14 protein-coding genes are annotated in these 12836 nt (G+C 61.7%); 1 reads left to right on the top strand and 13 read right to left on the bottom strand.

The genetic code is table 11. The features are described 5' to 3' along the window. Window positions 1-64: 64 nt before the first annotated feature. A complete protein-coding gene (dgt, locus tag IFT60_RS13910; RefSeq protein ID WP_197986324.1) occupies window positions 65-655 on the bottom strand; it encodes a dGTP triphosphohydrolase in 591 nt (196 codons plus the stop codon). Window positions 656-1254: 599 nt separating this feature from the next. Between dgt and IFT60_RS13905 the strand changes: the two genes are divergently transcribed. Then, window positions 1255-1449, top strand: coding sequence for a hypothetical protein (locus tag IFT60_RS13905; RefSeq protein WP_192052562.1), 195 nt, complete (start codon window positions 1255-1257; stop codon window positions 1447-1449). A 31-nt stretch (window positions 1450-1480) separates the two neighbouring features. On the opposite strand, the gene IFT60_RS13900 is transcribed toward IFT60_RS13905, so the two are convergent. The 12 genes from IFT60_RS13900 to IFT60_RS13845 all read right to left on the bottom strand — a co-directional run bounded on the left by IFT60_RS13900 (window position 1481) and on the right by IFT60_RS13845 (window position 12783). Continuing rightward, window positions 1481-1792: a BON domain-containing protein gene (locus IFT60_RS13900; RefSeq protein ID WP_192052561.1), complete on the bottom strand. Its 312-nt coding sequence runs from the start codon at window positions 1790-1792 to the stop codon at window positions 1481-1483. 94 nt (window positions 1793-1886) lie between these two features. Next, window positions 1887-3005, bottom strand: a complete 1119-nt coding sequence (locus IFT60_RS13895) for a tetratricopeptide repeat protein (RefSeq protein WP_192052560.1) — start codon at window positions 3003-3005, stop codon at window positions 1887-1889. A 16-nt stretch (window positions 3006-3021) separates the two neighbouring features. Next, complete coding sequence (locus tag IFT60_RS13890; protein WP_192052559.1) at window positions 3022-3960, bottom strand: type II secretion system F family protein; 939 nt, start codon at window positions 3958-3960, stop codon at window positions 3022-3024. A 9-nt stretch (window positions 3961-3969) separates the two neighbouring features. After that, the gene (locus tag IFT60_RS13885) at window positions 3970-4947 is read right to left on the bottom strand and encodes a type II secretion system F family protein (RefSeq protein WP_192052558.1); all 978 of its coding nucleotides are present in this window, start codon (window positions 4945-4947) and stop codon (window positions 3970-3972) included. Between the two features lie 33 nt (window positions 4948-4980). Continuing rightward, window positions 4981-6327, bottom strand: coding sequence for a TadA family conjugal transfer-associated ATPase (locus tag IFT60_RS13880; RefSeq protein ID WP_192052557.1), 1347 nt, complete (start codon window positions 6325-6327; stop codon window positions 4981-4983). 17 nt (window positions 6328-6344) lie between these two features. After that, window positions 6345-7520, bottom strand: coding sequence for a CpaE/TadZ family protein (locus tag IFT60_RS13875; RefSeq protein WP_192052556.1), 1176 nt, complete (start codon window positions 7518-7520; stop codon window positions 6345-6347). 65 nt (window positions 7521-7585) lie between these two features. After that, the gene (locus tag IFT60_RS13870) at window positions 7586-7858 is read right to left on the bottom strand and encodes a hypothetical protein (protein WP_192052555.1); all 273 of its coding nucleotides are present in this window, start codon (window positions 7856-7858) and stop codon (window positions 7586-7588) included. A 9-nt stretch (window positions 7859-7867) separates the two neighbouring features. Beyond that, complete coding sequence (locus tag IFT60_RS13865; protein WP_192052554.1) at window positions 7868-9406, bottom strand: type II and III secretion system protein family protein; 1539 nt, start codon at window positions 9404-9406, stop codon at window positions 7868-7870. Window positions 9407-9431: 25 nt separating this feature from the next. After that, entirely contained in the window at window positions 9432-10292 is an 861-nt protein-coding gene (gene cpaB / locus IFT60_RS13860) for a Flp pilus assembly protein CpaB (protein WP_192052553.1), read from the bottom strand. Then, a complete protein-coding gene (locus IFT60_RS13855) occupies window positions 10289-11698 on the bottom strand; it encodes a DUF8689 domain-containing protein (RefSeq protein ID WP_229510861.1) in 1410 nt (469 codons plus the stop codon). The genes cpaB and IFT60_RS13855 overlap by 4 nt, the downstream gene beginning before the upstream one ends. 196 nt (window positions 11699-11894) lie before the next feature. After that, window positions 11895-12074: a Flp family type IVb pilin gene (locus tag IFT60_RS13850; protein ID WP_192052552.1), complete on the bottom strand. Its 180-nt coding sequence runs from the start codon at window positions 12072-12074 to the stop codon at window positions 11895-11897. A 178-nt stretch (window positions 12075-12252) separates the two neighbouring features. Continuing rightward, window positions 12253-12783, bottom strand: coding sequence for an A24 family peptidase (locus tag IFT60_RS13845; protein WP_192052551.1), 531 nt, complete (start codon window positions 12781-12783; stop codon window positions 12253-12255). Window positions 12784-12836 lie beyond the last annotated feature (53 nt).

Raw genomic sequence — 12836 nt, 5'->3', positions numbered from 1 at the left:
GGTCATGTAAACTCCTTCGAAGGTGAATTATCCACCTATCGAGGTGTCCGGGGGCATTAGACCACTACATGGCCGACAAGGTTGCATAAGTTAGGTCTAAACCGAAGTCGTCATTCAGCAGCTGCAGCCGCGTAACGAGACGGAATGCTTGAGCATTCCCTTCAAATTTCAGAAAATCTTCTTTTTGATGTTCGCTCAGTGGTCGATCAGCACTTTCCAAAACCGACACTCTATGATCCGTAAACCAACTTTGTATCGCAGCCTCTCCCTGGTGACCGAAAGGAGGATTGCCGAGGTCATGAACAAGTCCGATAGCGGCTAAGAGAGCGGGAATATCACGCTTCGCTGCATCACTCTCGCCCGCAATTTTATAGTTGAACGCAAGAGCCATGCCGATGCTTCTTGCCAGATTCGAAACCTCGTGAGAGTGCGTCAGGCGCGTCCTCACACTGTCATTCTTGTCAAGAGGAAATACTTGGGTTTTGTCGGAAAGCCTCCGAACAGGTGTCGAGAACAAAATGCGGTCATAGTCGCGCTCAATCTCTGTTCTGGTCTCGTCAGCGCGCGTACTTTGATCGCCCCCTTGCCTCTCTTTTTTGCGGCGGCCTGGGGCGAGTAGTTTGTTCCACCGTTCATCCATAATGTTGACGTTCACGCAATTCCTTTGTCATGTAAGCAATGCTCTGATCTATCCTACCCAACATGCTACGTTAGGCTGCGCGATGACGGCAAGCATTGTAAAAGTTACTGTGTTGCCATTTCCACTTACTTTCAACAGCGGCGTCTACAGTGACAGTATCGGTACAGTTGTCAGTTCTCCTTGACTTCGTCAATTTACGCTAAGTTACTGTTAACTAAGTACTTTTACTTTCGCTAGTTTACTGTACAATTCTCTTACTAATCAAAGACATACTGTTTTCTTTGCTAATTTGTAATCATCAGGTGGCCAGTTCGAAACCGGCAGCCGGCACCAATTAGTCAAACAAAAAGCCCAGCCATCACGGTTGGGCTTTTTGCTTTCCGGGCCGGTGCGGTCCGGATGACGCTTGTCCCGAGTGCGTAATGTGCGCGAGGCGCATGCACCTCGGCAGGGCGCCGCGCGTCATTTTTCGCGTCTGATGGTGCACTTTCCGGGTGCGTCTGAGGTATGGCTTTGCGGGAGAGCAAGGGTTCAGACCAGGGCACGGTTCTTGCTGATCAGTCGATATCGGCATCGAACTGCGTTCGATGTCTCCATCTCGACAAGGACTGCCGATGTCTCCTTCCCTGCACCGCCGTCGCTTGGTTGCGGCGATCTTTGCTGCCACTTTTATCGCGCTACCTGTCCAGGCCCATGAGGCAAACATGCCACACCTGATCCACGTCTACGAAGGCCACGTGGCGCTTGGTGTGGTAGTGCTGTCGCTGGTGGGCGCGGGTCGGCTGATCAGGCGCGCACTACGCCGTTGAGCCGCATTTTCCCTGCGCGCGCGCGTGACCTTTACTTCAGGACGGTGTTGTTGCGTACTTCCTTCACACCCTTGACCCCGCGCGCGATTTGCACCGCCTTCTGGGCGCTTTCACGCGACTCGACAAAGCCGCTCAGCTGTACCGTGCCTTTAAACGTTTCCACATTGACTTCAGTGGCTTTCACAGTGGGGTCGGCCGCAAAGGCAGCCTTGATCTTGCTGGTGAGGACGGTGTCGTCGATGTATTCGCCCGTGCCTTCGCGCGTGCTGGTCGGCGCGCAGCTAACCAGCAGGAACACCATGAAGGCGGCCAATACCGAGGTGAAACGCTGAGCAATGTTCATGGCAACGCTCCCGTGAAATGAAAAAGATCATCCCATTTTCGGGTGGGCGCATCGACAACGTTTGATGAGGAACAAAGGTGTCAGGCTACCCCGTTCAAGGGGCCTTGGTTGGCAACTCTGCCGCTGCCACGATGTGGACAGGTTGCAAGGCTGGACGCAGCACGAGTTGTCCGCTTGCCAGATCCTGGCCGAGAACCAGGCGCAGGTCGGTAGGCTTGCAATTGTCGACCTGCACGATCTGCACCGGATCGAAGCGGCCTGTCTGGCGGTCGCCCAGGCGCTGGGCCAACCGTTCGGCTGCGGCGCGGTAGTCCGCATGGTGCTCGATGCGGGTATGACGTACCTGGAAACCTTTTTCGTTGCTTAGCCGGGTTACTTGCAGTCCATCGCCGGTCATCTTGCGCGACAGCGCGCGCGCCATGCCGGTGACTCCGTTCCCGTTGCGTATTTCCAGTAGCACGAAATCAAGCCGTGAATGCGGGACGGGAGGGAGCGGCGTCGGAACCGGCGCGCTCTGCGCCAACGCGCCTTTTGCCGGCAGCCGCAGCAGCTCAAGCGTGCCGTCGGCGGCTGTACGCACTTCGGTTGCCGCCCAGCCGGTGTCGGGCCGCGCCGGACGCGCGACCGCGGCCTCAATGGCGGCCACCGCCGTGCCGCCGGCCGCCGCGTAGTCGCCGCGGAAATCATGGTCGCGCAACGCAGCGGCCTGGCGGAACATCAATGCAGCGCGTTGGTCATGGCCAAGGCGGCGCAGGCTCTCGCCCAAATTATTCCAGGCACGATGGTCGAGCGGATCGAGCACACAGGCTTTCTCAAGCGCCGTCACCGCGTTCTGAAGGTCACCGCCCAGCAGATAGGCATAGCCGAGGTTGGCGAACAGATAGGCGCCATCCGGTCCGGTGCCAGGCGTCAGCTCGTCGGTCAGCGCACGCCAGATGGGGATGGCCTGGGCGAAGTCGCCCTGGCGTGCAAACGCCGCCGCCAATGCATTGCGCGCGCGCGCATGCCGCGGTGCAGAGGCAAGTACTGTGCGATAGGCGGTAATTGCTTCGTCGTAGCGGCCGGCCACATGATGCTGGCGCCCTTGGTCGTATGCGCGCTCGGCATCGGCAGCCGGCGCGGCGTCGGGCTGGCGCGTAATGTCGGCACAGGCGAGCAGCAGTGCGGCGGCACACAGCACCGAAATTTTCTTGACGATGCGTCGGGATTGCATGGGTCTTCTCCTCGGTTCAGGGGGCGCCGTTGACGGCGCTGAGCGTGCGGCTCAACTGGATTCCGGCCGGTCCCAGCAGGACCATCAGCAGCGTCGGGAAAATGCAGAAGATGAGGGGAAACAGCAGTTTCAAGCCAATCTTGGCAGCGCATTCTTCCGCCAGCAGGCGCCGCTTGTTACGCAGGTTGTCCGAATACACGCGCAGCGAATCGCCGACGCTGGTACCGAAACGTTCGGACTGGATCAGCATGGCAACCAGCGTGTCGACGTCGCCAACGCCACTGCGCAGGGCGAAATTGCGCAAGGCCCGCTCCTTGCTGAAGCCAGCGCGCATTTCCATCAGGACCAATTGCAACTCCTGCGCCAGCGTCACGCTTTTAATATGAATCTCGCCCGCCACTTTCACGAACGCCCGCTCCAGGCTCAGTCCGGCCTCGACGCAGACGGTAAGCAGGTCCAATGCGTCGGGCAAGGTCTCGAAAATCTCGCGCTGGCGGCGGCGTGCGATGCGGCTCAGGCTAACGTTCGGCATGTAATAGCCAACCGCCGCCGTCAACAACAGCAGGAACAGGAGCTGGAGGCCGGACAGCGTGATCACGGCAGTCGCGACCAGCACGCCGACGAGGGCGGGGCCGAGCAAGGCCAGCGACGTTTTCGCGGCAAAGAACAGGGTCGGCGCAACCGGGTTGCGCCAGCCTGCATTCATGAAGCGGGTGCGCAGCTGCGACTTTTCCCAGCCCTCTTCCGGGATCGACAGCTTGGTCAGCGGCTGGGTGACCTTGGCGACCCGCTCGACCCAGCCATCGGACTCGAGCTGGGTGGTATCGGACTTGCCGATGAAACGGCGCAGGCGGGTGCGCAGCACCCCCGGTGCGAACAGCATCATCGCCAGCCAGGCCAGTGCGCAGACGATACCGAAGACGATCAGCAAGAACGATAATTGTGCGGCATTCATTGCAGCTCCTTAAATACGAATGCGGATGACCTTGCGCAGCCAGACGACGCCGAACAGGATCATGCCAGCCGCATACCACAGCAGGCGTACCCCGCTTGGGTCGGTCCACAGCAGGCTGACGTAATCCGGATTAATCAATGTCAGCACCAGCATCACGCCAAACGGCAGGAGGCCGAGGATCCAGGCCGACATGCGGCCCTCGGCCGACAGCACGCGGACCTGGGCCACCAACCTCAACCGGCTGCGGATGATGGTGCTGATATTGCCGAGTATCTCGGCCAAGTTGCCGCCCGACTCGCGTTGGATCAGCACTGCGATGATCAGGTAGCGCAGGTCGGTGAGGGGAATCCGCGCCGCCATGTTGTGCAGCGCTTCGGCCATCGGAACGCCGTAGTTGATTTCCTCGCGCGCTATGCGAAACTCGCTGCTCAGCGGTTCCGGCAGCTCGTTGCCGACGATTTGCAGCACGTTCGTAAACGAGTGTCCGGCACGCAGCGCGCGGGCGATGAAATCGGCGGCGTCGGGCAGCTGGTGCTCGATGCGGCCCAGGCGTCGCGTGCGTGCACGCCGTGCCAGGACGTAGGGAATTGCAAGCGCCGGCACCAGCAGCAGCAGGCGTAGCCCCAGCGGCAGTGGCCAGCGCATGCTCACAACCAGAACCAGCAGGAAGGCTACCAGCGAACAGCCGAGGAAGCGTTCGACGGTCAGCGTGCTGCCGGCCTGGACCAGCAAGGCGTCGATCCGCTGCAGGGGGGTGATCCGGTGTAGCAGGCGATCGAAGCCGTCATGGGCGCTGAAGCGCCGCTGCTTCAGGATGGAGATGCGCTCGCCCGAGCGACCTATCCCGCCGGACATGACCTGCAGGCGGCGCGCGATACGCTGGGCAGCCTTGCCATGGGTGCTCGACCACCATAGATAAACGCCCTCGATCAGCAGGATCACGGCGGCGAACAGAAAAACGGTGAAGGTGTAGAAAAGCAGGTCCATGGCGCGACTCCACTGCAGGCACAGCCTGCGGGTTCATTGGAAAATGCGGTCGGGATCGAAGGTGTCGTCGGGGAGTTCGACGCCATACATTTTGAGGCGGTCGGCGAAGCGCGGACGCACCCCTGTCGCAGAGAATTGACCGAGCACCTTGCCATCGCGATCAACGCCGGTCTGCTCGAAACGGAAGATCTCCTGCATCGAGATAATGTCCCCTTCCATGCCGGTGATTTCCTGGATGCTGACCAGTTTGCGGCCGCCGTCGATCAGGCGCGAAGCCTGCACCACCACCGTCACCGCCGAGCAGATCTGCTGGCGAATCGCTCGCGGCGTCAGGCTCACACCAGCCATACCCACCATGTTTTCCAGACGCGACAAGGCGTCGCGCGGGGTGTTCGAGTGGATCGTCGCGAGCGAGCCTTCGTGACCGGTATTCATCGCCTGCAGCATGTCGAGCGCCTCGGGACCGCGCACTTCGCCGAGGATGATGCGGTCGGGACGCATGCGCAGCGCATTCTTGACCAATGCGCGCTGCGTAACCTCGCCCTTGCCTTCGATGTTTGCCGGCCGCGTCTCCAGACGCACCACGTGCGGCTGGCGTAGCTGCAGTTCGGCTGCGTCCTCGATGGTGACGATGCGCTCGTTGGCGGGAATGAAGCCGGACAGCAGGTTGAGCATCGTAGTCTTGCCGCTGCCGGTGCCGCCCGATATCAGGATGTTGATCTTGGCAATACCCAGGCCTTGCAGCACCTTCATCATCGGCGGCGTCACGCTCCTGTAGTCGAGCAGGTTCTGCACCGTCAGCGGCGAGGCGCCGAAGCGTCGGATCGACAAGATCGGTCCATCGATCGCCAGCGGCGGGATGATCGCGTTCACGCGCGACCCATCGGGCAGGCGGGCATCGACCATCGGACTCGACTCGTCGACGCGGCGCCCCACGCGCGAAACAATCTTCTCGATGATCTTCATTAGGTGGGCGTTGTCGTGGAAGCTGATGTCGGTCATTTCCAATTTGCCGCGGCGCTCGACGTAGACGCGGCTGGCCGTATTGACGAGAATGTCCGACACCGTCGGATCGTTCAACAACGGCTCGAGCGGGCCGAAGCCAAGCATTTCGTGCTGGATGTCGAGCACGAGATTGTGACGCTCATGCTGGTTGAGGACGATCCGCTCTTCCTCGATGATGCGCTGGATGAGCAAGGCCAGCTCGTGCTTGAACTGCTCGGCGGTCAGGCGCTTCAGGCGCTCCAGATCGATCCGGTCGAGGATCATCTGGTGCATCATCTTTTTCAGTTCCTGATAGGCGGCGTTGCCGGCTTCGGCTGGCAGCACGCCGGCCTTGCGGTCATCGTCCGAAATGGAAAGGCGTTCACGCAACGACATGAGGTTCTCCTTGCAAATCAATGCTCGGCTTCCCCGCGCCCGAACAGGCGCTCGAGCAAGCCACGGGTTTCGGGAGTGCGCCGCGCGGTGACCAGTTCCACCAGGTCGGCCAGGCTGCGCGCAGCTGCGCTGGCGCGTGACAGTTCGAGCACTGGGACCCCCTGGTTGACCGAGTCGGTCACAGCGACGTAATCGTTCGGCACGGTATGCACGACTTCGCAGCCGAGCGCCGCGTGCAGGTCCGGCAGGCGCAGACGGCCGCCTTTTTCGTAGCGGTTGACGATCAGGCGGATCGTATCGAGGGGATAACCGAGGGAGCGGAAGATGTCGAGCAAGCGGCGCGCGTCGCGGATGTCGGGCAGCGCCAGCTGCAGCACCGGGTAGATGGTATCGGTGCTGTCGAGCGCACGCAGCGAGGCGGCGTCGATCTGGCGGCCGACGTCGAGCACGATGTAATCGTAGTGTTGGCGTGCCACGCGCAAGATTGCGTCGATGTGTTCCGGCTTGGGTTCCTTTGCCTGCGACGGGTCGTCGGCCGCAGCCAGCACACCGAAGCCGCGCGTGACGTGCACCAGGCAAGAGTCGAGGAACGGGCCGTCGATGCGTGCGATCTGTTCGCATACATCGGACAGCGTCATCGCTGGCTTTTGGTCCGAGACATACAGCGCGGCGTCGCCGAACTGGCCGTGCAGGTCGATCAGCAGGACCTTCTTTTCGGCCAGCGTGGCCAGTGCATAGCCAAAATTGGTCGAAATGAAGGTCGCGCCGCTGCCGCCTTTGCAGGCGATAAAAGCGAGTACCTTGCCGTCGCGTAGCTGGGCGACGCCGGCAGCGGTGGCGATGCGGTCCATCGCCTCGTGAAAGGCCCGGTGCACCAGCGGCAGCTGCAGCACTTCGCGCACCCCGGCGCGCATTGCACGAATCAGGAATTCAGGCTGATGCTCGCTGGTGAGCAGGATGAATTGCGCTTCCGGGAACTGGCGCGCCATGCGTTCAAGGAGGTCGGCATCGTCGGGAGAGCCTTCGCCGGCATCGACAATCACCACGCTTGGTGCCTCCCCCAAGGGCCGCTCGAGCGCATCGCGCATCGAAACACGGCTGTTGGCCACATTCAGCGGCGGCACGCGTGCCGCGCCCTGAGAGGCGAGCTCGGCAAACAGCAGGCTGTCGCGGCTGATCAGAAGGGCTTTCATGACAATCCTCGTGGACGCACTTGAGTTGGAAATAACGGAGGAATTGCAGCCGCGCGCCGATCAGCTTATTTCCCGCTGCCGAGTGTATTGAGCAGCGGCGTGCTGGCCGCGGCGTCAGGCTGGATGAAGGAGCGCTGGTAGCGCTCATGGGCGGCGCGCGCCGCCGCCCCGTCGATGCCGTTGGCAGGATTGGTGTTGGCCGCCGCGGCTGGATCGACCGTTTGCGCCGCCAGATTGGCGCGTACCGCCGTGCCAAAGCTTTTTTCGAAATGCGGCGCGCTCGAGCAGCCTTGCAGCAGCAGTAGCGCCACGATTCCTGCGATTGTCCTGGTGATCATTGCCGCCTCCTATTTGAGTTCGAATCCGTCGACGCTCTGACCCGTGCGTGCGCTTGGCGCCGGCGGCTTTGCCGTGCTCTCAAGCCGGCCGCCGAGCATCAGGGCGGCGCGCGACGGGGCTTCGACGCCATCGGTCGGCAATGCGTAGCCAGTGGCCGTCAATGGCTTGACCAGGCGCGCCGTGATCACGAAGACGAGTTCGGTGCGGTCCTGCTGGAAGTCGGTACTGCGAAACAGCGCGCCAAGCACAGGAACCTCGCCCAGCACTGGGAGTCCTTTCAGGCCGGTCACCAAGTTATTCTTGATCAGGCCACCGATGGCAAAACTTTGGCCGTCGTACAGCTGCACTGTGGTGCTGGCACGGCGCGTGGTGACGACCGGCAGGATCGCACTTGCGTTCAGGCCCGTGGCATTGATGCCGATGCCTTCGCGCGACAGCTCGGATACCTCGGGGGCGACACGCAGGTTAATTCGGCCACCGCCCAGCACTGTCGGCGTAAAGCGCAGGCCGACGCCAAATTCCTTTTCCTCCAGCGTGATCCGGTTGTTGTCCTGCGCCACCGGGATATAGAACTTGCCACCGGCAAGGAAACTGCCTTCCTGGCCACTGATGGCCATGACGTTCGGCTCGGCCAGCACCCGCACCAGGCTGTCCTGGGTCTGGGCACCGACGTTATAACCGTTGCCGTTCGAGCGCTGCGAAGCCAAGCCGCTTTTCAGGGTGCCGCTCAGGAAATTCGTCGCCAGCGTCGTTGCCCAACTGCTGGTACCAAAAAAGCTCCAATTGGTGCCGGTTTCGAGCTTTTCGAGGAGGCTCTTCGATACCTCGGCCACTTTCACTTCGAGTTGTACCTGCTGTGGCGCCGCCACTGCGAGCAGGTTCACCAGACGCGGGCCGGCCGCGGCAGTCGCCGCATCCGCGCCGTTCGACGCCAGGTCCTTTGGTACGGCGCCCAACGGACGGAGCGGACGGCGCACATAAGCGGTGGCCAGCTCGGCGGCGCGAGCGACTGCTGAGGCGTCCGACACGGTCCCGGTCAGCACCAGCGAATCGGCGGCGGCCAGCACGCGGATTTCCTTTTCCTCGGGCATGACGGCAGCAAGTGTCGCCTGCAGTGCGCTCGGGTCCATCGAGACCGTGATATCGAGCACGCTGCACAAACCGCTGCGGCCCTGGACGATCATGTTGGTAGTGCCCACGTCGACGCCGGCGATGTACATCGTGTCAGGCGAGACCAGCATCGCCTGCACGACTTCCGGGTTGCCGACACTGCGGTTCTGGACTACCTCCGGCAGGCGCATCAATGTCGATTTACCCATCTGCAGCGCAACCTGCGCAGGACGCGCCGCTTCGCCGCTGCAGCGTGGCCCGGCGCCGGTTCGCTCGCCGGCAGCCGGTGCGGCATCGGCCTGGGGATTCACGCGAGCGGCATGCGCTGCGCCGGCCAGCGTCAATGCCACGCCGCCAAGCGCGCACTGGCGCAACAGGGAACCCAGGCCGGTGCGCGGATGAATGGAATAGCCGGACGGTTTTGCACTGCTGTTCATAATTTCACCTGATACGGTAAAGGGATCAGAGGCACTCTTGCGAGGAATGCAGGCCATTGATGACGGTGACGCAATTGCGACGTACGGGTGGCGTGGCGACCCGGTGCACCATAGTCTTTACGGGGCGCCGTGGCGTGGCGGCCGGCTTTGGCGGAGCCGGCTTGACGACCGGCGCCGCGACCGGCAACAAGGTCAGTTTGGTGGCACCCTCGGTCTGGGCCGATTGCGGGTCGACCTGGTTGCGCAATGCGAGCGACAGCGTGCCGACACTGCGCGCCAAGTCGAGTTTCTCGGCCTGCTCCGGCGTGACCTCGAGCGTCACGGCGTTCACCACACGCGGCTTGGTTTCGTCGCGGTTGACTTCCTGTGCCACCGCCAGCACCAGGATGCGCTCGAGTACGATCTTCGAAATGCTTTGTTCGCGGGCGTTGGTTTCGGGCGTCGGATCCTTTGCGGTGCTGACGATGATATCCACGTAATTTCCCGGCAGCGTGAAGCCTGCCACGCCGATGACATCATTGACGCGCACCGTGATCGCGCGCTTGCCTTCGGTGATCAGGGCCGAGAGGCCGCCGAGCGTGCCTGCCGGCGCCAGCTTCGCTTCGCTCACCGGTTCGCCCGCCAGCACGCTGCTTTTGAGCACCCGACCAGTCAGCTTCGCGGGATCGGTAAAGGCGCCCTTGGGTACGCTATCGGCGGGCCATTCGGCGAGCTTGACCATTTCCGGGGTCAGGCGCTGGCCGAGGTTGATATCGGTCGCGGCGACCGCGATATGTCCGGCGCTGGCAGCCGGCTGCAGCAGCAGCCAGCGTGAAGCGAGGATCACGGCGGTCAGGCCGAACAGGATGGCAATGGCCATCACGACAAGGGCGCGCTTGTTTTTCATGGTTCGATTCCTGCGACGGGGCACGAGGCCGGGGCGCTGCCGCTGGTGCAGATGCTGTTCCACGCCTGCTCCAGGGCAGCGATCGTCAGGCGGGGTTCGGTGCCGGCAAAACCGGCGAAATCGCGTACACGGCCGAGCAGCTCGTGTGGATAGCAGGCCAGCAGCGGGGTACCGCTGGCACGGTGCAAGCGCGTGATCAGGTGGTTGACCACGTCCTCGTCGCAGTCGACGCCATGCAGCATACTGGTACGGTGCAGTAAAGCCCGGTAGGCCGGTTCAGCCAGTGGTCCGAGGTCGACCCGGTAAGCGATACGGCGCAGGAAGGCAGCGTCGAACACGCTGGCCGGTACTAGATTAGTGACGAGTACGAGCATCGCATCGAATGGCATGGTTTCGCCGGTTCCGAAGCGGGCGGGGCCGCCGTCGAGCAGGCCACGCCAGCCCGCCAGCAGCTCGGCCACAGGCGTACGCGCGTGGCCGAGATCGTCAAGCACGAGGATGCCATTGTTGGCCTGCAGTTGCAGTGGAGCACGATGCATACCGCTGGCGCGATCGGCCTGCAGCGTGAGCATCGATGGCTCAAGTTCCGCGCCGACATGCACCAAGGGGCGCTGGCAGATCGTCCAGCGCGCGTCGCAGCTGCGGCGTTCTTCCTGCTGGCGTCCCAGCGGCAATGGGGCTGGATGGCGCAGCGGGTCGTGGAACGGAACGATGTGACCATCCATCAGGATCGCGTACGGCACTGCGACCGCGCCCGGCAGCAAGCGCGCCAGCTTGCGCGCCAATGTCGTCTTGCCGGCGCCGGACGGGCCGTGCAACAGCAGCGGGCGCTGCGCATGCAAGGCTGCGCCGAGCAACCCGCGCAAAGAGGGATCGAGGCCGTCTTCGGCCAATACGGTGGCCAGTTCCGCCGGCGTCAAGTGGGCAGAAGATGACTGCGCTCTGTGAGGTTTTGGGTGGCGCAGCATTGGCTGGCGCAAGGATTGGCGCTCTACCATCGCGTGGTAATCAAGGAGCGTCACCGGTGCCGGTCCGACATAGCTGCACTCCGCCAGACGAGCAAGCGCGGCAGGTTCGCCAATGGCGGTTAACTGATACTGCACATCGATGTCGGAATCGCCCGACCATGCTACCTCGACCTGCTTCTCGGCCGTCATGGCAACCAGCACTTCGCGCAGCACGCTGATGGAGAGGCGTAGTTTTCCGGACAAGAGCGGCAATGGTGCGCGGCCAGTAACACGCAATGTCTTGAGCACGAGGGTGGCCAGGAGTCGCAGATCGAGCCCGGTGTCGCTGACGGTTCGTGGCTGGCGCGGCAGAATTGCTGCCACCTCCGTCTCACCGGCAAGTGCCGAAGACATTGCAGGCACCGTGCCCGACGCTGCGAATGACAGCGTTTCGCTCATTTGTCATCTCCTAGCATTCACAAGGGTACATTCCCTTGGAATATTGAATTCATTCTAGCGACCAGGTCTTTGTGACCATTGAGGCGTAGCAAGCGGGTACCCGCATGGAAAATAACTTTTTGCAAACATGCGTGTCGAGGTTGGATCAGCTTGGAAAAAGCCCTCCGGAGCGAGTCTGGAGGGCAGGCTCGCGCAATTACTTGTTTTGCATAGCCGTCAACACGCTATTGAAGGTCTTGTCGATCTCGAGACCCAACGCCTTTGCAGCACCCGCCATTGCAACACCGACCAGCGCAGCGATCAGGCCATACTCGATGGCAGTGACGCCGTCTTCGTCAGCGATAAAGGCTTGTACAGCGGTAAAAATCGTTTTCATGATTCACTCCATATGGTGGTGGTTATAAGAACACTGCAGTTGTGATTACTAAGTACGCTGCAGTAATTCCACTATAAGATAAGTTTCCACAAAGAAATTTGTGCATTCACAATGTTTCCTCATGGAATTAATTAGAGCTTGATCCGTATCTTCTTTACTCCCCCGTGTAAACTAGGCATTACGGAAAGTGACGTTGTGCCAGCATCCAAAGCGCCGTCATGGCAATGGCAAGTCCATACGGCATCGAGCCAACACTGGGCCGGCTCAGCGACACGGCCTGCAAGGTCGGACCGGTACGCAACATCGGCAGGAGCATGCTGCGCAGGTTGGCATAGGCGTCGGACCAGCGCCGCGAAAACAGGATCATTACCAGCGCCATTACCCCGCCGACACACCAGGTGAGGATGCAGGCCTGCGCCGTTTCCACTGATCCAAGGAACAGGCCGACAGTCGACATCAGCTTGACATCGCCAGCGGCCATGCCGCGAACGGCGTACAAGGGCAGGAAAAGAGCGAAGCCGACGAGCGCGCCGCCCAGTGCGTTGCCGATGCCCGCGACCGGTGCCGTATCGGCCAAGCGCAAGCCGATGGCGGCACACCAGGCAAGCAACAGAAAAAGATTGGGAATCTTGCGTATCGCAAGGTCGGTTACGGCAGCGCTGACGACGAGGATGGTTAACACCAAGTCGAGCCAGAGTGAAATGGGCATGAGCGGACTCCCCAAAAAAAAAGCCCTCCGGACCGAAGTCCGGAGGGCAAAAC

The sequence above is a fragment of the Massilia sp. CFBP 13721 genome (assembly GCF_014842025.1).
In the GTDB taxonomy this organism is placed as follows: Bacteria; Pseudomonadota; Gammaproteobacteria; order Burkholderiales; family Burkholderiaceae_D; genus Telluria.
The sequence above is the reverse complement of the archived record's forward strand: the minus strand, read 5'-3'. Positions and strand labels throughout refer to the sequence as shown.